The following is a 19,246-nucleotide window of genomic DNA, read 5'->3' on the forward strand; positions in this document are numbered from 1 at the left end:
TAAAAATGCTCACCCTGTAGGAGCGAGCTTGCTCGCGAAGAACGCAAAGGCATCGTATTCATTCTGGATGCCCGCGTTATCGTTGACGCCCTTCGCGAGCAAGCTCGCTCCTACAGAGGGCGGTGTTGGGTTCTAGCCGCGTTCGCCGACCAGCCACTGCAGTTGCACTTCGTGCTGGCCGCGGTCATCGGTGACGAAGATCGTGCCTTCGCTGATCATCACATCCCACTTGATCACCCGTGGCATGTCCTTGGCCAGGGTTTCCAGGACTTCCTGGGGCACGGCAGCGATGTGTACGTTTTTCAGGTTGTTGGCCACCGGCACCACCTTGCCTTCCCACACCCGCAGGCTGCCGTAGGCCAGCAGACTGGTACGCTCGGTACGGCGCGAACACCAGGTCAGGCGGTCGGCATCGGGCTGGCCGACTTCGATCCAGTGCAGAACCCGATCATCCAGGCTTTTTTCCCACAGGGCTGGTTCGTCTACATCTGACAGTCCGCGACCAAACGACAAGTGCTCGTTGTACCAAAGGGCGTAGGCCAGCAACCGCACGGTCATGCGCTCTTCGGTTTCCGACGGGTGACGGGCGATGGTTTGCTTGACGCTCTCGTACACCGAACGATCGAGGTCGGTCAGGTTGAGTTCAAACTTGTAGGTCGTGGACGGCTGGGCCATGAACGGACTTCTAGAGACAGGAAAAGGCGGCCAGTCTAACCGATGGCGGGGTCATTCAACGAATCCTGCGCTGCATCATCCTTATCCCTGCACCGCTCGCCTATGTTAAAAGGCAATACACACCTTCCTGCACTAGTAAGGATCCTCATGTCGTTTACCGCCAAACCGCTTGCCGGCCTGAAAGTCATCGAACTGGGCACCCTGATCGCCGGCCCTTTCGCCTCGCGCATCTGCGCCGAGTTCGGGGCCGAGGTGATCAAGGTCGAATCCCCTGACGGCGGCGACCCGCTGCGCAAATGGCGCAAGCTGTATGAAGGCACGTCGCTGTGGTGGTTTGTGCAGGCGCGCAATAAAAAGTCCCTGACCCTGAACCTCAAGCACCCGGACGGCTTGGCGATCCTCAAGCAACTGCTGGCAGACGCCGACATCCTGATCGAGAACTTCCGCCCCGGCGTCCTCGAAAAACTCGGCCTGGACTGGGACACCCTGCACGCCCTGAACCCCAAGTTGGTGATGGTCCGGCTCTCGGGCTTTGGCCAGACCGGGCCGATGAAGGATCAACCGGGCTTCGGCGCGGTCGGTGAGTCCATGGGCGGGCTGCGCTACATCACCGGTTTCGAGGACCGCCCGCCGGTGCGCACCGGGATTTCCATCGGTGACTCCATCGCCGCGCTGTGGGCGGTGATTGGCGCACTGATGGCTTTGCGGCATCGCGAGGTCAACGGCGGCCTCGGCCAGGTGGTGGACGTGGCGTTGTATGAAGCGATCTTCGCGATGATGGAAAGCATGATCCCGGAGTTCGATGTGTTCGGGTTTATCCGCGAGCGCACCGGCAACATCATGCCGGGCATTACCCCGTCATCGATCCATACCACCGCCGATGGCAAGCACGTGCAGATTGGCGCCAATGGCGATGCGATCTTCAAGCGCTTCATGCTGACGGTCGGTCGTGAGGACCTGGCCAATGACCCACAACTGGCCAGCAACGATGGCCGCGATAGCCGGCGCGACGAGCTTTACGGCGTGATCGACCGCTGGGTCAACAGCTTGTCACTGGAGCAGGTGGTGGAGCAGTTGAACCTGGCCCAAGTGCCTGCCAGCAGGATCTACAGCGCCGAAGATATGCTTGGCGACCCGCAATACCTGGCCCGGGAAATGTTCCTTAAGGCACAACTGCCCGACGGCAAGGATTTCAAGATGCCCGGCATCGTGCCCAAGCTTTCGGACACCCCTGGCAGTTGTGAGTGGGTCGGGCCGGAGTTGGGCGAGCACAATGCCGTGGTTCTGCAATCCCTAGGCTACGACAGCGACGCCGTGGCCCGTTTACGCAAGGATGGCGCGATCTGATGCTGCGCGGAGCACGCTCAAGATAATGGCCGGCCGTTTCATCAGGGCGCTGCGGCGCCTATGGTTCATCGCCCCGCTGCTCGCGGCGCTGCCGCTCTCGAGCCAGGCACAGGAAACGTTGACCTGGCTGGTGCGCGACCTGCCGCCAATGACCATTTTCGATGGCCCGCAAAAGGGCCAGGGCAGCGTCGATAAACTGCTGCCGCTGTTGATCGAGCGCCTGCCGCAGTATCGCCACCAGATCCTGCACGTCAATCGAGCCCGAGGCATGCAAATGCTCCAGGCGCCCTCCTTCACTTGCGATCCATCGCTGGTATGGACACCCGCGCGGGCCAAGAGCATTGTCTTTTCCACACCTGCATTTGCCGTGCTGAGTAATGGCATCGCGATTCGCCGTAACCGACAGGACGCCCTGGCAAGCTATGTAGTTGACGGCAAGTTCGATCTGGCGCGGTTTCTTGATGCGCAACAGACACGTCTTGGGATCGTCGCCGAGCGTAGCTACGGCCCCGGGATTGACGAACAGTTGATCCAGGCCGATCCACTCGAACTGGCCCCACACTACGGCAACGACGCACTGGGCAGTTTGCTGCAGATGCAGCGCCTGGGGCGGTTGGAAGCCGTGTTGGGCTACTGGACGGAAATCCGCTACCAGGCAGCGCAACAGGGTATTGATCCGCAAGACCTGTTGTTCTATCCGATCAAGGGCACGACGCACTATCAGCGGATCCATATCGGTTGCTCGAACACCCCGCTGGGACGCCAGGCCATCAGCCATATCAACCGCGCGTTGCAGAATATCCCCCAGGAGACGCTACTTGAGTCCTATGCCAACAGGCTGGACCCGCTGACGCGCGAGCAATACCTCAAGGACAACCCGAGGTTTTTCAGCGACGCGCCGCTGCCTTGATAAATCCCGGGCAAAAAGAAACCCCGAGCAGTGGGGAGACAACTCGGGGTTAAACGTGGCCTACAAAGACCAGTACAACAAGCTACAAGCACCGGAGCACAATGCTTGATCCTGCTGTTACAACGTCTGACTCGCCATCTTGTAGGAAGGTTCCAAAGATAAAACTTTCTTCATGCCTGGGCGGTGATGCGTGTCTGGGCGGCGTTGCGCAAGGCCGCGACCACCGAGGGCTCCAGGCGCCCTTCAGCGATTTTCAGGTCGCGGTGCAGGCAATCCACCACGTCCACCAAGGCGCGCTTGTCGGTCAATTGTCCACGATCCACTTCGCGTTCAACCACGATAGCGCCCGTCGGGCTCTTCACCGTCACCAGGCACTCGCCGTGTACACCCGAGGTAGTCAGCGTGACCTGATAAGGGCTCAGCGCTTCACCGAGCAATAGGCTGATACTTTCCATCTCGATCACCACTCAATCATGAGAAAAAGAAATAACCACTGTAGGAACGCCGCCCGGACACAAGCTCGCTCCCACAGGTAAATGACCGTCGTCCAAAGCACAAAGTTCGGCTTTGAGCTGAGTCAATCGAGCATGCATGGCAAATATGACAGAGAGAAAACAGCCGCCGACAGGCTAGAATCCCCTGATTATTGCCGGAGCCCACCGTGAGAGACGCGTCTGAACAGCCCTTGCGCATAGTCATCGCCGACGATCATCCGATTTTCCTGATCGGTTTGCGCGCAGTGCTGGAGCGCGATGAGCAGGTACGCATCGTCGGAGAGGCCAACTCGCCCCAGGCCCTTGCCGCCCTCCTGCAACGCTGCCCCTGCGATGTCCTGGTCACCGACTTCATGATGCCCGCCGAACCCCAGGCCGACGGCCTGCGCCTGATCGAGCACCTGCGCCGGCATTACCCCGACCTGCCGCTGGTGGTGGTGACCATGCTCAATAATGCCGGCCTGTTTCACTCGATCCTGGAACTGGGGGTCATGGGGCTGTTGAGCAAGGCCAGTCTGGCCGACGAACTGCCCGAGGCCATCGAGCAAGTGCGCCAGCAGCGGCCCTATGTGGCGCGCACCATTGAACAGGCGCTGGCCCTGGCGGGCGCTGTGGGGGCTGACCGCCTGCACTCGCAGCACCAACTGTCCCCACGGGAACTGGAAGTGATCCGCCTGCTGGCGAGTGGCAAGACGGTAGGTGAGATTGCCGCGCACCTCAATCGCAGCAAGCAGACCGTCAGCGCACAGAAGGTCAGTGCCATGCGCAAACTGGGGCTGATCAGTGATGCCGCGTTGTTCATCTACGTGCAGGAACACGGGCTGGCCTAGCGATAGGCGGGTTACCTGACACCCTGCATCGCCGGCATGCCAGGGGCTACAAGGCAATCGCCGCAGATTGCGCCAGCCAGTGTTGCAGCACCTGGCCACTCATCGGATGGGCAATCAGGCAACCCTGCAGCCACGCCGACCCCAGCGCACGCACTGCGTCACGGTCGGCGGGGGTTTCGATCCCGGTCACCACCACGCCAACACCCAGGTGCCGGGCCATGCTCATGGCGCCGGCAACCACCGCGCATTTGCGCTCGTCACCGGCCATCCCGCTGGCAAACGCCGGGGGAATCTTCAACTCGGTGAAGGGCAACTCCAGCAAACGTTGCAGGCTGGTACCGCCGATGCCGAAGTCACCAATGGACAGCTTGCAACCGATCATCCGCAGGCGCAGCAACCCGGTGACATGGGCGCTGTCGGTCTTCAGGCGCGAGGTTTCCACCAGTTCCAGGGTCAGGGTGCGCGCGGGTACCGCAAAACGTTGCAACAGCCCTTGCAGCGTGAGCGCGAAGTGCTCCTGCTCCAGCAGCCGCCCGGGAATGTTGACCGATACTGGCAGCTCCCGACCCGTGTCCCGGGTCACCTGGGCGCAAAGCCGCAACACCTGCTCCAGCACGTACCAGGTAAAAGCCTGTTCCAGCCCCGCCAACTCCAGCAGCGGCAGAAACTCACTGGGCATCAACTGACCCTGCTCGGGGTCTTGCCAGCGTGCCAACGCCTCCACCCCTTGCAGATCACCGGTCTGACTGACGATGGGCTGGTAGCAGACACTGGCGTAACGCTCGATGGCCGCCTCGCCGGCCTCGGCACACAGTTGCTCGGTTGCGAACTCACTCACCCCCAACATCTGGCGCACGCGGTCCCAGGACAAAGCCTGCGGGCTAGGCCGCAAGCGTTGCTGGCACGCGTCGAGCATTTGCCCGATGGCAGTGGCGGAAGCCGGCTTGGGCATGCACCCCAGCACGTTGAGCCCCGCCTGGCGCGCCATGTTTGCCACGCCATCCAGTACATCGGGGTCGGCGTCGCTCAACAGGACCAGCACCTGGGCCTGGCCTTGTTCGGCCATTTCGCGGATCAGCCCCAGTGAGTCGCCATGCTCCAGGTACAAATCGCAGATGGCGATATCCACCGGGCCCTTGCTCGCCAGCGACTGGCGGGCGACCTCGACGCTGTCGGCCGTGAGTACGTTGAACACGCCGTTGGCATTGAGCATCTGGTGCAGGGCCATGAGCTGGAACGGATGGTCTTCGAGAATCAGGACGTTGAGTGAGCGCATGGAAAACTCTGGGGCTGCGTGCAAGAGGGGTCACATTAGCCAAAACCCGCACAAGACCCCATAGGACGCGTCCTATTCTTGCGTCTTCAGATAAGGCCGGATTTCCTCCTGCAACACCCCCATGGCTACGGACACGGCTTGCCAGCACTGCGCCAGTTCATCGTCACGGTGCTCCCGGGCACTGGTTTCAAGGGCGACGCAGGCCTTGGCCAATGGCAATGCATCCACCAGGCAACAGATGCCCTTGAGACGATGCAGGCTGGCCCGCAACTGCGCCAGGTCGTGCTCGGCCACGGCGCAGCCCAACAGGCCGTGCTCGTGCTCAAGGTTGTTCGCCAGTTCCTGCAACATGCTTTGCAGGATCGGCCCGTCGGCCTGGGTCATCTTGCGCAGGGCCTGCAGGTCGAAGGCAGGCACGGCCGTGACCCGGGCCAGCACCTGGGTCCATTGCTCCAGGGTCACCGGCTTGACCAGCAGCACATCCATACCCGCCTGCCGGCCGCGTTGCCCCTCGTCTTCCTGAGCATCGGCGGTGCAACCGACCAACGCGCAACGCGGGCGCTGCTCCTGGGCTTCAATTAGGCGAATGGCCTCGGCCAAGGCATAACCGGACATACCCGGCATATGACAATCGGTCACCAGCACGTCGAACGCCTCGCTGCGCCAACGTTGCAATGCCGCCTCGGCACTATTGAGGGCCACCACCTGATGCCCGAGGAATTGCAGCTGCTGGGCCAGCACCAGGCGGTTGGCCGGCAGGTCGTCGACAATCAGCACCGACAATGCCCGGCTCGCCGCCAGCACCGGCACAACGACGGCTGGCGCGGGCACGTCGTCACTGCCAACCCGGTCCAGGCGCAGGTCGATGCACACGGTGGTGCCTTCGCCCAGGACGCTGTGCAGGCTGATTTGCCCACCCATCAAGTCCACCAGTTGCTGGCAGATGCTCAAGCCTAGCCCGGTGCCGCCATGTTCGGCGGCTGTCAGCGGGCTGCCCTGGATAAACGGCTTGAACACCCGGGCCTGCTGTTCAACGCTGATACCGGGGCCGGTGTCTTCGACGCACAAGTGCAGGTATTCGTGACCGTCACCATCGGCCTGGCAGGCCACGCGCAGGCGCACCTCCCCGTGCTCCGTGAACTTCAGCGCGTTGCCCAGCAGGTTATGCATGACCTGGCGCAGGCGCAGCGGGTCGAACCAGTAAAAGCCTTGCGCCTGGGGATCGAAAGCCAAGGTCAGGTGCAAACCCTTTTTTTGTGCGGTGGCTTCAAACAGCCGCTGGATGCCTTCAAAGAAACCTTTCAGGTCGGTGGTCTGTGGCGCCAGTTGCAGATGGCCGGCTTCGATCTTCGCCAGGTCCAGGCTATCGCCCATCAAGGCAATCAACTCCCGTGCCGAACGATGGGCCACCTGCAGCGCCTCGGAGACGGGCACGCCCAAGGCCAGGGCGCGCTCCTGCTCCAGTTCGAGCAGGCCGATAATCGCCGTCATCGGTGTACGAATCTCATGGCTGAGGTTCGACACAAAGGCGCTCTTGGCGTAGTTCGCTGCATCAGCGGCGCGCCGTGCGTCCATCAGCTGGGTTTCCAGGACCTTGCGCTCGTTGATATCCACCCAACCGCCGAGCAAGCCTTGCAACTGACCCTGGGCGTCATAGAACGGCACGGTCCATTGATAAATGTGGGCGATGCCGCCGTTGAACTCCAACTGGCGGTCGACAAACAGTGACTGTTGCGTGGCCAGTTGCTCCATATGCCCGGTGTGCAGGCGCATGGCCGTGGCGGCTGGCAGGATTGCGCTCTGCGGCAGGGTCAGGCCGCGAATCTGTTCAAGCCGGGTAGCCATCTGCTGCTCATAGCTTTTGTTGCAGGTGACCAGGCGGCCAGCGAGGTCGCGCACGAACACCGGGTTGGGGATACCGTCGAGCAAGGCCCGCTTGAAGGCCAACTGGTCATTGAGCCGCCGCTCGGCCTCGACCCGCTGGCGGATCTGGCGCTTGAGCCGGCTGTTCCAGACCAGCGACATCAGCACCAGCAGCAGCGCCGTGGCTACCGTCCAGTAGGCCCACGACGGCACCCGCTGCCAGGCAGGCACCGGGACTGCCACCGCGCCCATCCAGCGCAAGCGCAGGGCGCTCAGTTCGGCCACCGGCAAGGCCTCCAGGGCCTTGTTCAAAATACTCAGCAACTCGGGATGGTCCTTGCGCACTGCCAGGCTGTCACTGGACCACTTGCCATCGACACTGCGACCGACCCGCAACTCATCGGTCGGGTAACTTTGCACCTCCACTTCACTCTGGATGGTCGCGTCGGCGTCTCCCCGGGCGACCAGGGCGCGGGCCTCGGTGTAGTTGGGCGCCAGGCGCAGGCGGACCTCTGGGTATTCGCGGCGGATATAGGACTCCAGCACATGCCGCGCGGGCAACGCCAAGACCCTGCCCGAGAGGTGGCTCAGGCTGATCACCGGCGGCGCATCGACCCGTTCGACAAACACCCAGCCGGCGCCGCCGAACCCATGGCTGAAATCGAGAAAGCGCCGGCGCTCGGTATTTTCCACCAGGGTGGTACTCATATCCGCATCGTGGGTTTCCAGGAGCTCCAGGGTTTGCGCGGTGGAAAACACTTCCTTGAGAACAAATTGCACACCGGTCATGCGCGACAGGCGATTAAGCAGATCGATATTCAGCCCTACCCAGCGACCGTCCTTGTCCTTGAATACATACGGCGAATATTGCTGGGCCGCTACCACCACCTGGGGATGGCGCAGCATCCAGGCCTGTTCGACGGCGGTCAGGGGGATACGTTCACCGTCAACGTCCACTCCCAGCCCGGTGGTCCAGCGGGCAAGGATTTCGCGGCGTACCGAGTCATCGATGCTGTGCAGTGCGCGGTCCATCATCCGGCCCAACAAGGGGTCGGCCTGGCGCGTGGCGAAGGCAAAGCCAATCGGCGCCAGGCGGCTCTGCTCCTTGATCTGCATCCTCAGGTAAGGTCGCAGGGACTTGTAGGCGCGCACGATCACTTCATTGCCGATAAACGCATCCACATCGCCCTGGGCCAAGGCTTCCAGGCCGCTGTAGAGGTTGGGGGCGAGCATGATGTGGCTTTGCGGGTACGCCGCATGCACGTTCTTGACGTTGGCATAGCCATCAAGCAACACGACTTTCTTGTCCTTGAGGTCGTCTTGCATGGCGTCGTCAGTACGCACCACCACCACGGAACGATCCGGCATATAGTCCGGGGTAAAGGCCAGGCCGGGCACATCCCGCTCGTAGCCGTTGGCACTGGTGAGGATATCAATAGCCCCGCTGCGCAACGCCTCCACCGCCTGGGCCCGCTCGGCAAAGCCCATCACTTGCATGGGCACGCCGAGGCGCGCACCCACCAGGCTCAAGTAGTCGGCGCTGATGCCCTAGTAGCGATTGTGATCACGGGTGATATCGATGGGTTGGTAATCATCGATGGAGATCCCCACTTTCAAGGTGCGATGCTGTGCCAGCCACTGCCGTTCGGCTGGCGCCAGGTTCATGGGCGGCAGGGTGATAAACGCCGGCACCAGATTGAACGGCAGGCTGACGGCGGCCAGGCTGACGGGCAGTTGGCCGAGCAGAAGCAGGCTCAGTAGACACTGGCGCCATCGGGTCGTGAACCGCACCGTGGGGTTTCCTTGTTGGTTGTTATTGAGTGTACGGCGCAAGGATCAACTCCCACCTGTGGCTGTATTCCCACCCAATAAAAACGGCGCTTCCCCATCTCTGGGCAAGCGCCGTTTTTATCAAGCAAGCAGCACCCCAGGACTCAGAGCGGCTTCCCACGATTGCCATGCTGGCTGACAAACGCCTGGATGGCTTTCAGGTCGTTAGGCAGCACCGTGCAACGCTCTTCCCGCTCGAACAGGTCAGCCAGGTGCGGTGGCAGTTCCAGGGCTTTGCCGACACCGGCCTTCTGCACGGCTTCGGGAAATTTCACCGGGTGGGCCGTGCCGAGAATGACCATCGGGATATCCAGGCTGCGCCGGCATTCGCGTGCGGCCTTGACGCCAATGGCGGTGTGCGGGTCCAGCAGTTCGCCGGTCTGGGCATAGACTTCGGCGATGGTCTCGCAGGTCTGGGCATCGTCCACGGCCAGAGAGTCGAACAGCTTGCGGGTTTCGGTCCAGCGATCCTGTTCGACGCTGAAACCGCCACCCTGCTTGAAGCTGTCCATCAGGCCGGCCAGGGCTGCGCCGTTGCGACCGTGCATGTCGAACAGCAAACGCTCGAAGTTCGACGAGACCATGATGTCCATCGACGGCGACAGTGTGGCGTGCAGGGTTTCCTTGACGTACTGGTTGCCACTCATGAAGCGGTGCAGGATGTCGTTGCGGTTGGTGGCGACGATCAATTGGTTGATCGGCAGGCCCATGTTGCGCGCCAGGTAGCCGGCGAAGATATCGCCGAAGTTGCCGGTGGGCACCGAGAACGACACCGAACGCGCCGGCCCGCCCAGCTGCAGCGAGGCGTGGAAGTAGTAGACGATCTGGGCCATGATCCGCGCCCAGTTGATCGAGTTCACCGCCACCAGGCGCGTGCCCTTGAGGAAGCTCTGGTCGGCGAAGCTGGCCTTGACCATTTCCTGGCAGTCATCGAAGTTGCCTTCGACCGCGATGTTATGGATGTTCTCGCCGAAGATGGTGGTCATCTGCCGGCGCTGCACTTCCGAGACCCGGTTGTGCGGATGCAGGATGAAAATGTCGACGTTTTCGCAGTGCTTGCAGCCTTCGATGGCCGCCGAGCCGGTATCGCCGGAGGTAGCGCCGATGATCACCACACGCTCGCCGCGTTTCTCCAGCACATAGTCCAGCAGGCGGCCGAGCAGTTGCAGGGCGAAATCCTTGAACGCCAGGGTCGGGCCGTGGAACAGCTCCAGCACCCATTCGTTGCCGTTCAGTTGGCGCAACGGGGCAATGGCGCTGTGGGAGAACACGCCGTAGGTTTCTTCGAGGATTTTCTTGAAGTCGGCATCGGGGATGCTGCCGGTGACGAACGGGCGCATGACCCGGAACGCCAGTTCGTGATACGGCAGGCCAGCCCAGGAGGCGATTTCTTCCTGGGTGAAGCGTGGCAGGTTTTCCGGTACGTACAGGCCGCCGTCAGTGGCGAGGCCTGCGAGCAGGACGTCTTCGAAATTCAGGGCCGGTGCCTGGCCGCGGGTGCTGATGTAACGCATGACTGGCTCCTCTACTACATTCTTGAACAGAGGCCGCCGAACCTGCGGGGCCTCTGCAACCTATCGTTAGTTCAGGTGTTCGACGCGGATCCGAACCACCGGCCCGACCACGCCTTGCAAGGCTTCCAGGGCGGCGATGGCATCGTTCATGTGCTGTTCCAGCACACGGTGGGTCAGCAGGATCATGGGCACCAGGCCGTCGTGTTCTTCGACTTCCTTCTGCATGATCGACTCAATGTTGATACCGCGTTCCGAGAGGATGCTGGCCACCTGGGCCAACACGCCCGGATGATCCTTGGCCTGGATCCGCAGGTAATAGGAGCTTTCGCAGGCTTCGATCGGCAGGATCGGGTGCGCCGACAGCGAGTCTGGTTGGAAGGCCAGGTGCGGCACGCGCTTTTCCGGGTCGCTGGTCATGGCACGGACCACGTCCACCAGGTCGGCAATCACCGACGAAGCGGTCGGCTCCATGCCGGCGCCGGCGCCGTAGAACAGGGTCGAACCGGCGGCGTCACCGTTGACCATTACCGCGTTCATCACGCCATTGACGTTGGCGATCAGGCGATCGGCCGGAATCAGGGTCGGGTGTACGCGCAATTCGATACCGGCCGCGGTGCTGCGCGCCACGCCCAGGTGCTTGATGCGGTAGCCCAGGGCTTCGGCGTAGTTCACGTCGGCGGTGGTCAGCTTGGTGATGCCTTCGGTGTAGGCCTTGTCGAACTGCAGCGGAATACCAAAGGCAATGGACGCCAGGATGGTCAGCTTGTGCGCCGCGTCGATGCCCTCGACGTCAAACGTCGGGTCAGCTTCGGCGTAACCCAGGGCCTGGGCTTCGGCCAGCACGTCTTCGAAGGTACGGCCCTTCTCGCGCATTTCGGTAAGGATGAAGTTACCGGTGCCGTTGATGATGCCGGCTACCCAGTTGATGCGGTTGGCCGACAGGCCTTCACGGATCGCCTTGATCACCGGGATACCGCCGGCCACCGCCGCTTCGAACGCAACAATCACGCCCTTCTCGCGGGCCTTGGCGAAGATTTCATTGCCGTGTACGGCAATCAGCGCCTTGTTGGCGGTGACCACGTGCTTGCCGTTTTCGATGGCCTTGAGCACCAGCTCACGGGCGACGGTGTAGCCGCCCACCAGCTCGATGACGATATCGATTTCAGGGTTGGTGGCCACGTCGAAGACATCGTTGGTAATCGCAATACCGGTCGTTTGGTACTGAGGCTTTGGCGTACGCATGGCAATTTGTGCCACTTCAATCCCACGCCCTGCACGGCGGGAAATTTCCTCAGCGTTACGCTGAAGTACGTTCAAGGTGCCGCCACCGACGGTCCCTAACCCACAGATGCCTACTTTGACCGGTTTCACTGAAGAACTCCCCATGAAACGGCCGACTCAAGGTCGGCCGTGAAAAACAGCCGCACAACTGCGGCTCGCTATTAATGACCCGTCGACTGCTCGGCGGGTCTGACCGTCAAAGGCTCGACGATACTGTTTATTTGGCACCCAGCGCCAGTTTGGCGATTTGTGGTGCAGGCTGGTAGCCCGGAATGACCTGGCCGTCCGCCAAAACGATGGCCGGCGTACCGTTCACGCCGATCGACTGGCCCAGGTTGAATTGCTTGGACACCGGGTTGGCACAGGCAGCAGCCTTGATGTCCTTGCCGTCGACCATCTTGTCCATGGCGGCTTTCTTGTCAGCCGAACACCAGACCGCTTGCAACTGCTTGTCGCCCGGCGAACCCAGGCCCTGGCGCGGGAACGCGACGTAGCGCACTTCAACGCCCATCTTGTTCAACTCAGGCACTTCGGCGTGCAATTTGTGGCAGTACGGGCAGGTGGTGTCGGTGAACACGGTGATGTGGGTCTTGGTCTCGCCAATGGCCGGGTACACCACGGTTTCGGCAACCGGAATGGCGTTGATCAGCTTGGACACGCCCAGGCGCTCGGCCTTCTCGGTGAGGTTGACCGGCTTGCCGTCTTTCAACTGGAACAGGTAGCCCTGGACGATGTACTGGCCGTCGGCGCTGGCGTAAAGCACGCGGCTGCCCTTGAGCTTGACTTCATACAGGCCGGCCATGGGGCTGGCACTGATGCTTTCTACCGGGGTTTCGAGTTGGAGGCTTTCCAGACTCTTACGGATTGTCTTCTCGGCGGCGTCATCGGCGACGGCAAAGGTTGAGACCAACGCAATGGCTGCGGCGGCAAAAATCTGGGTCAAGCGCATGGGAACTCCTGAAGGCAGATGCAGGGACGATGGCCAGGACGCCGATCTGGAAACACGGCTCGGGGCCGTCCCCGTTGCAAACCGGCAAAGCCTACCACAATTGGGCGCCAGGGCAGACGCCAGCGGCCAAATTGGGGCCTGTCAGCCCCTTGGGTGATGTTTGGCGTGCAGGTCCTGCAACCTAGCGCGCGCCACATGGGTGTAAATCTGTGTGGTCGACAGATCGCTATGGCCCAGCAACATCTGCACCACCCGCAAATCCGCGCCATGGTTGAGCAGATGAGTGGCGAACGCATGGCGCAGGGTGTGGGGGGACAGCGACTTGCCGATCCCGGCTACCTGGGCCTGATGCTTGATGCGATGCCAGAAGGTCTGGCGGGTCATCTGCTCGCCGCGCAGGCTGGGGAACAGCACGTCACTGGGGCGCCCGCCCAGCAGTTCGCTGCGGGCATCGCGCATGTAGCGCTCGACCCACACAATCGCCTCTTCGCCCATGGGCACGAGGCGCTCCTTGCTGCCCTTGCCCATCACCCGCAACACCCCCTGGCGCAGGTTGACTTGCTCCAGGGTCAGGCTGATCAGCTCGGTGACGCGCAGGCCACAGGCATACAAGACCTCCAGCATGGCGCGGTCACGCTGGCCGATGGCCTCGCTCAGGTCGGGCGCGGCCAGCAGGGCGTCAACGTCGGCTTCCGACAGGGATTTGGGCAATGGCCTGCCGAGTTGCGGCATATCGACTTGCAGGGTCGGGTCGACAGCAATCAGCTTTTCCCGCAGCAAATAGCGATAGAACCCACGCACTCCCGAGAGGAATCTTGCAGTGGAGCGCGGCTTGTAGTTCTGTTCAAGGCGCCAGGCCAGGTGATCGAGGATCAACTCGCGCCCGGCATGGCTCAACTCGAGGTTTCTCTCCAATAGCCAGCCATTGAACAGCGCCAGGTCGCTGCGGTAGGACTGGCGCGTATTGTCCGACAGGCCTTTTTCCAGCCAGAGGGCGTCGAGGAAGCGGTCGATCAGGGGATGGTCAATGGCGGGCATGGGGACTCAGGCTGATTACGTCAGTGTCTGGTAGATCCTATCGCAGGCAAGCCAGCTCCCACAGGGAAATGCATGCCTAATGCGGGAGCTGGCTTGCCTGCGAGAGCGGCGACTCGGTCTCAGGTCAGTCTACAAACCCTGGCAGCACCGGCACCGGTCGCTTGTCGGCATCGATCGCAACAAAGCTGAACACGCCCTGGATCGCCTTTTCACGACCATCGGCACTCATGCTCTCGACAAACACCTCCACTTCAACCTTGAGGCTGGTGTTGCCGACCTTGATCACGCGACCGATCAACTCAACGATGGAACCGGCCGCAATCGCGTGGTTGAAGTCGATACGGTCGGTAGACACCGTCACCAACGGCAAGCGGCAGAAACGTGTGGCGGTGATGAACGACACTTCGTCCATCCACGCCAACGCTGTGCCGCCGAACAAGGTGTTGTGGTGGTTGGTGGTCGGTGGGAACACGGCCTTGGTCACGTGGGTAACGGACAGGTCGGTGCGGCGCTGGATTTCTTCAAGGCGGGTGGTCATGACTGGATACCGGCAGATAGACAAATTTCAGGCACAAAAAAGCAGCCCGTAGGCTGCTTTTTTCTGCATCGGGAAGCTGGACTTAAGCCAGTTTTTCCTTGATGCGAGCTGCTTTACCGGACAGGTCACGCAGGTAGTACAGCTTGGCTTTACGTACGTCACCGCGACGCTTAACGGCCATGCTGTCGATTTGCGGGCTGTAGGTCTGGAAAGTACGCTCTACGCCAACACCGTTGGAGATTTTACGAACAGTGAAAGCACTGTTCACACCACGGTTACGCTTGGCGATTACTACGCCTTCGAACGCTTGCAGACGCGAACGGTCGCCTTCCTTCACTTTCACCTGAACGACAATAGTGTCGCCCGGGGCAAAGGTAGGGATCTCTTTGGTCATCTGCTCTGCTTCGAGTGCAAGGATGATTTTGTTAGTCATGCTGTGCTCCTAAGGTAAATCGTCGGATCTACCATCGATACGTTGTTAACTATCGTCCCGCGCGAGGATGTATTCCTCGAGCAGCTTCTTCTCTTCTCCAGAAAGCGAGCGGCTTTCCAGAAGATCGGCGCGTCGTTCATAGGTCCGACCAAGGGACTGCTGTAAACGCCAACGCCGGATGTGTGCGTGATTGCCACTTAGCAATACGTCGGGAACACGCTGATCCGCATACACCTCCGGTCGGGTGTAGTGCGGGCAATCCAGCAAACCATCCGTGAAGGAATCTTCCTCCGCGGAGTCCGCATGCCCTAAAGCTCCAGGCAGCAGTCGTGTAACCGCATCTATCAGGACCATCGCCGGCAGCTCACCGCCAGACAGGACATAGTCCCCAATCGACCACTCTTCATCGACATGAGCATCAATAAAACGCTCGTCAATGCCTTCATAGCGACCGGCAATCAGGATCAAGCTTTCCTCATTCGCCAGTTCGCGTACCGCAGCCTGTTTCAGCTGGCGGCCTTGAGGGGACAGGTAAATTACCTTCGCCTTCTCCCCTGCTGCTGCCTTGGCCTGAACCAGGGCGTCTTCCAGGGGCTTGATCTTCATCACCATGCCCGGGCCACCGCCAAATGGGCGATCGTCCACAGTGTGATGTCGATCCGTCGTGTAGTCTCGCGGGTTCCAACAAGTGAGCTGCAAGAGCCCTTGTTTCACCGCCCGACTGGTGATGCCGTACTCGCTGATGGCGGAAAACATCTCGGGAAACAAACTGATCACTTCAATGCGCAAATTAGCCACGCTTAGAAGTCCGCATCCCATTCCACCTTCATCTCGCCCGCTGCCAGGTCGACGGCCAACACACATTGCTCGGTATAGGGCAACAGGCGTTCGCGATCATCCAGGCTGCCAGCGCAAGGCTTGACCACCATTACATCATTGGCGCCGGTTTCCAGAAGATGATCGATTTTCCCAAGCAATTGCCCGAGTTGATCAATAACCTTCAGACCTTCCAGCTGGTACCAGTAGTACTCGCCGTCGGTCAATTCAGGGAACAGGTTGCGCGGCACGCAGATCTCATAACCGGCCAGAAGACGCGCTTCTTCACGATCATCGAGACCCTTGAGCTTTGCGACCAGGAACTTGTCGTTCCCGCGTCCACTGACCAGCTCGACCTGTTTCACACTACCTTCGCGCTTGAGCGTCCAGGTCTTGTACTGCAACAGGTTTTCAGTCGGATCAGTAAAGGAATACACCTTCACTTCGCCGCGAACGCCATGAACAGAGTAAATCTTGCCGATAACGATCAAATCATCAGCAACAGCTGGCGTCGCGTTCATATTGCTCAGGCTGCGGCCTTAGCCGAGTCCTTCAACAACTTGGCAACACGCTCGGAAGGCTGTGCACCAACGCTCAGCCAGTAGGCTACGCGCTCTTGGTTCACGGACAGACGAACTTCTTGACCACGAGCAACAGGGTTGAAGAAACCAACCTGTTCCTTGTGCGAACCGTCACGCGGGTTGCGGCTGTCGGTTACGGTCAAGTGGTAAAACGGGCGCTTTTTGGAGCCGCCAAGGGCAAGACGGATTGTTAGCATGTGAACATCGTTCCTGTAGTCGGTGCTGCAAATCTAAATGCACAGCGGGCATGGGTGCCCGAAAGGCCGCATATTCTAAGGAATATCCGGACTTTTGCAAATGTCTTTTTCCGGCGCCTGACCGCGTGCCATTCAGATCTGCTATAGAGCCGTCGGTTAAAACGGCGAGTCAGCTCCCGCCAACGGCGGGTTTGCTGGAGATCCCACGTCCGTGTGGGTCTGCACAAGAGCGAACTCTTGCGCGAATTCTTTACATCTTCGGCATGCCACGACCGGGCATCATACCGCCCATACCGCGCATCATTTTGGCCATGCCGCCTTTGGCCGAGAATTTCTTCATCATCTTTTGCATCTGCTTGTGCTGCTTGATCAAGCGACCGATGTCCTGCACCTGGGTGCCGGAACCCATGGCGATCCGACGCTTGCGCGAACCGCTGATCAGCTCAGGGTCGCGGCGCTCGGCCGGGGTCATGGAGTTGATGATGGCTTCCATCTGCTTGAACTGCTTCTCTGCCGCGCCCTGGGCATTGCCCATTTGCGCCAGGTTCACACCGCCGATGTTCGGCAGTTTGTCCATCAGGCCGCCGAGGCCGCCCATGTTCTTCATCTGTTGCAGCTGGTCGCGGAAGTCTTCGAGGTCGAAGCCCTTGCCCTTCTTCAGCTTCTTGGCCAGTTTGTCGGCCTTGTCCTTGTCGAGGGTCTGTTCGGCCTGTTCGATCAGGCTGAGCACGTCGCCCATGCCAAGGATACGCGAGGCGATACGCTCAGGGTGGAACGGCTCGAGCGCTTCGGTCTTCTCGCCCATACCGATGAACTTGATCGGTTTGCCGGTGATTGCGCGTACCGACAGTGCGGCACCGCCACGAGCATCACCGTCGACCTTGGTCAGGATCACGCCGGTCAGCGGCAGTGCATCACCAAAGGCCTTGGCGGTGTTGGCCGCATCCTGGCCGGTCATGGCGTCGACCACAAACAGCGTTTCGACCGGATTGATCGCGGCATGCAGCGCCTTGATCTCGCCCATCATCTCTTCATCGATGTGCAGGCGACCGGCGGTATCGACGATCACCACGTCGATGAACTTGAGCTTGGCTTCTTTAATGGCAGCGTTGGCGATGTCGACCGGCTTCTGGCTCAGGTCGGACGGGAAGAATGTCACGCCGACTTCACCGGCGAGCATTTCCAGCTGCTTGATCGCGGCCGGACGGTATACGTCGGCCGATACCACCATCACGGACTTTTTCTTGCGCTCTTTAAGGAAGCGCGCCAGTTTGGCAGCGGTGGTGGTCTTACCCGCACCCTGCAAACCGGCCATCAGCACAACGGCCGGTGGCACGGCGCTGAGGTTCAGGTCTTCGTTGGCCGCGCCCATCAGGCTTTCGAGTTCGGCCTGGACGACCTTCACAAAGGCCTGGCCCGGCGTCAGGCTGCGGGACACTTCAGTGCCGACCGCCCGCTCTTTGACCGAGTTGACGAAATCCTTGACCACAGGCAAGGCAACGTCGGCTTCCAGCAACGCCATGCGCACTTCGCGCAGGGTGTCTTTAATATTGTCCTCGGTCAGCTTGGCCTTGCCGGTGACATGGCGCAGCGTCTGCGAGAGACGGTCAGTCAGATTTTCAAACATGCGCGATCCTTTCAGGCCCTATTCATCGAAATGCATTGGTAGACCGAGGTAATGGCGGCCCAGGCTGTGATAAATCGCTATTAAAAACAGCGCTTGGCGAGCCTGCGGCGTGGGCAGGTCGCGGATTATAGCGAAGACTGCCGCCATGCACACCCGCTGTCTGGCCCGGTGGTCTTTCGTGGAACGCAGGTGTGTGCCAAACTCATCGGCTTTCGGGCTTGCCTAACAGGATTTATGCTCCCTTTGTCACCCAGTTTGCTACCCAGTCTCGCCGCCGCACTGTTGTATGCCGCTGCGACCCTCTATCAGGGCACCCGCCTGGCCCAACGCGCCAAGGCGGACAAACGCCTGCTGGCCGGCCTCGGCGTGTTCGCCTTGCTGGCCCACGCTGCCAGCCTGTTCACCCACCTGATGACGCCGGTGGGCCTGGGCTTGGACTTTTTCAGCGCCGCCAGTCTGATTGCCGCTGCGGTCATTGCCTTGACGCTGCTGGCCTGCGCGCGGATCCCGGTGGAAAACCTGCTGCTGCTGCTCTTCCCCCTGGGGATGTTGACGGTGCTGCTGGCGCAATTCGCCCCCACCGGCACCGTGCAGGTGATCGATGAGGAGCCGGGCATCCTTGCCCATATCCTGTTGTCGATCCTCGCCTACGGCATGTTTACCATCGCCGTGTTCCAGGCTTTGCTGCTGCTCCTGCAAGATCACCAGCTCAAGCACAAGCACCCTTCCGGGCTGATCAAGAACTTCCCGCCGCTGCAGACCATGGAAAGCCTGTTGTTCGGCTTCCTCTGGGCCGGCTGGACGCTGCTGTCGCTGTCGCTGATTTCCGGTTGGCTGTTCGTCGAAAACCTGTTCGCCCAGCACCTGGTCCACAAGACCCTGCTGGCGTGCCTGGCCTGGGTGGTGTTCAGCGTCCTGCTGTGGGGCCGTAATCGCCTGGGCTGGCGTGGGCACAAGGCGATCCGCTGGACCCTTGCCGGTTTCTGCCTGCTGATGCTGGCGTATTTCGGCAGCAAGCTGGTTCGCGAATTCATCCTGCATATCTGA

Annotated in this window: 17 protein-coding genes and 1 pseudogene; 4 read left to right on the plus strand and 14 right to left on the minus strand. The window is 60.8% G+C overall.

Features of this window, described 5'->3' with window-relative positions:
• Positions 1 to 132: 132 nt before the first annotated feature.
• Positions 133 to 675 (minus strand): YaeQ family protein, encoded by a 543-nt coding sequence (locus tag HBO09_RS11320; protein ID WP_017736762.1) that lies wholly within the window; start codon positions 673 to 675, stop codon positions 133 to 135.
• A gap of 147 nt (positions 676 to 822) precedes the next feature.
• Between HBO09_RS11320 and HBO09_RS11325 the strand changes: the two genes are divergently transcribed.
• Positions 823 to 2,022 carry a CaiB/BaiF CoA-transferase family protein gene (locus HBO09_RS11325; protein WP_169997332.1) on the plus strand — a complete coding sequence of 400 codons (1,200 nt, stop codon included), beginning with the start codon at positions 823 to 825 and terminating at the stop codon, positions 2,020 to 2,022.
• Positions 2,023 to 2,047: 25 nt separating this feature from the next.
• Positions 2,048 to 2,932 (plus strand): TIGR02285 family protein, encoded by an 885-nt coding sequence (locus HBO09_RS11330; RefSeq protein WP_169997330.1) that lies wholly within the window; start codon positions 2,048 to 2,050, stop codon positions 2,930 to 2,932.
• A 170-nt stretch (positions 2,933 to 3,102) separates the two neighbouring features.
• Here HBO09_RS11330 and HBO09_RS11335 read toward each other — a convergent pair whose 3' ends face one another.
• Entirely contained in the window at positions 3,103 to 3,387 is a 285-nt protein-coding gene (locus tag HBO09_RS11335; RefSeq protein WP_169997328.1) for a DUF3509 domain-containing protein, read from the minus strand.
• Between the two features lie 206 nt (positions 3,388 to 3,593).
• Between HBO09_RS11335 and HBO09_RS11340 the strand changes: the two genes are divergently transcribed.
• Positions 3,594 to 4,256 carry a response regulator transcription factor gene (locus HBO09_RS11340; RefSeq protein ID WP_169997326.1) on the plus strand — a complete coding sequence of 221 codons (663 nt, stop codon included), beginning with the start codon at positions 3,594 to 3,596 and terminating at the stop codon, positions 4,254 to 4,256.
• Between the two features lie 46 nt (positions 4,257 to 4,302).
• Here HBO09_RS11340 and HBO09_RS11345 read toward each other — a convergent pair whose 3' ends face one another.
• The 12 genes and pseudogenes from HBO09_RS11345 to ffh all read right to left on the minus strand — a co-directional run bounded on the left by HBO09_RS11345 (position 4,303) and on the right by ffh (position 18,199).
• Positions 4,303 to 5,532 carry an EAL domain-containing response regulator gene (locus HBO09_RS11345; protein WP_169997324.1) on the minus strand — a complete coding sequence of 410 codons (1,230 nt, stop codon included), beginning with the start codon at positions 5,530 to 5,532 and terminating at the stop codon, positions 4,303 to 4,305.
• Positions 5,533 to 5,604: 72 nt separating this feature from the next.
• Positions 5,605 to 9,153 (minus strand): annotated as a pseudogene (locus tag HBO09_RS11350) (transporter substrate-binding domain-containing protein).
• Between the two features lie 176 nt (positions 9,154 to 9,329).
• Complete coding sequence (gene thrC, locus HBO09_RS11355; RefSeq protein ID WP_169997322.1) at positions 9,330 to 10,739, minus strand: threonine synthase; 1,410 nt, start codon at positions 10,737 to 10,739, stop codon at positions 9,330 to 9,332.
• A 66-nt stretch (positions 10,740 to 10,805) separates the two neighbouring features.
• Positions 10,806 to 12,110: a homoserine dehydrogenase gene (locus tag HBO09_RS11360; RefSeq protein ID WP_169997320.1), complete on the minus strand. Its 1,305-nt coding sequence runs from the start codon at positions 12,108 to 12,110 to the stop codon at positions 10,806 to 10,808.
• A gap of 127 nt (positions 12,111 to 12,237) precedes the next feature.
• Positions 12,238 to 12,969, minus strand: coding sequence for a bifunctional protein-disulfide isomerase/oxidoreductase DsbC (dsbC, locus tag HBO09_RS11365; RefSeq protein ID WP_169997318.1), 732 nt, complete (start codon positions 12,967 to 12,969; stop codon positions 12,238 to 12,240).
• 141 nt (positions 12,970 to 13,110) lie between these two features.
• The gene (gene xerD, locus HBO09_RS11370; protein WP_169997316.1) at positions 13,111 to 14,007 is read right to left on the minus strand and encodes a site-specific tyrosine recombinase XerD; all 897 of its coding nucleotides are present in this window, start codon (positions 14,005 to 14,007) and stop codon (positions 13,111 to 13,113) included.
• A 124-nt stretch (positions 14,008 to 14,131) separates the two neighbouring features.
• Positions 14,132 to 14,545, minus strand: coding sequence for an acyl-CoA thioesterase (locus HBO09_RS11375; protein WP_169997314.1), 414 nt, complete (start codon positions 14,543 to 14,545; stop codon positions 14,132 to 14,134).
• Between the two features lie 82 nt (positions 14,546 to 14,627).
• Positions 14,628 to 14,978, minus strand: a complete 351-nt coding sequence (gene rplS, locus HBO09_RS11380; protein WP_003175895.1) for a 50S ribosomal protein L19 — start codon at positions 14,976 to 14,978, stop codon at positions 14,628 to 14,630.
• Positions 14,979 to 15,023: 45 nt separating this feature from the next.
• Positions 15,024 to 15,797: a tRNA (guanosine(37)-N1)-methyltransferase TrmD gene (trmD, locus tag HBO09_RS11385; protein WP_169997312.1), complete on the minus strand. Its 774-nt coding sequence runs from the start codon at positions 15,795 to 15,797 to the stop codon at positions 15,024 to 15,026.
• A complete protein-coding gene (rimM, locus tag HBO09_RS11390) occupies positions 15,779 to 16,315 on the minus strand; it encodes a ribosome maturation factor RimM (protein WP_010565276.1) in 537 nt (178 codons plus the stop codon). The genes trmD and rimM overlap by 19 nt, the downstream gene beginning before the upstream one ends.
• A 5-nt stretch (positions 16,316 to 16,320) precedes the next feature.
• A complete protein-coding gene (gene rpsP / locus HBO09_RS11395) occupies positions 16,321 to 16,572 on the minus strand; it encodes a 30S ribosomal protein S16 (RefSeq protein ID WP_003175899.1) in 252 nt (83 codons plus the stop codon).
• Positions 16,573 to 16,822: 250 nt separating this feature from the next.
• Positions 16,823 to 18,199 carry a signal recognition particle protein gene (gene ffh / locus HBO09_RS11400; RefSeq protein ID WP_076962110.1) on the minus strand — a complete coding sequence of 459 codons (1,377 nt, stop codon included), beginning with the start codon at positions 18,197 to 18,199 and terminating at the stop codon, positions 16,823 to 16,825.
• Between the two features lie 243 nt (positions 18,200 to 18,442).
• Here ffh and ccsA point away from each other — a divergent pair, with 243 nt between their 5' ends.
• Positions 18,443 to 19,246, plus strand: a complete 804-nt coding sequence (gene ccsA, locus HBO09_RS11405) for a cytochrome c biogenesis protein CcsA (protein WP_169997309.1) — start codon at positions 18,443 to 18,445, stop codon at positions 19,244 to 19,246.

Origin of the sequence: Pseudomonas sp. WS 5027, from assembly GCF_012985695.1 — a bacterium.
Classification (GTDB): domain Bacteria; phylum Pseudomonadota; class Gammaproteobacteria; order Pseudomonadales; family Pseudomonadaceae; genus Aquipseudomonas; species Aquipseudomonas hygromyciniae.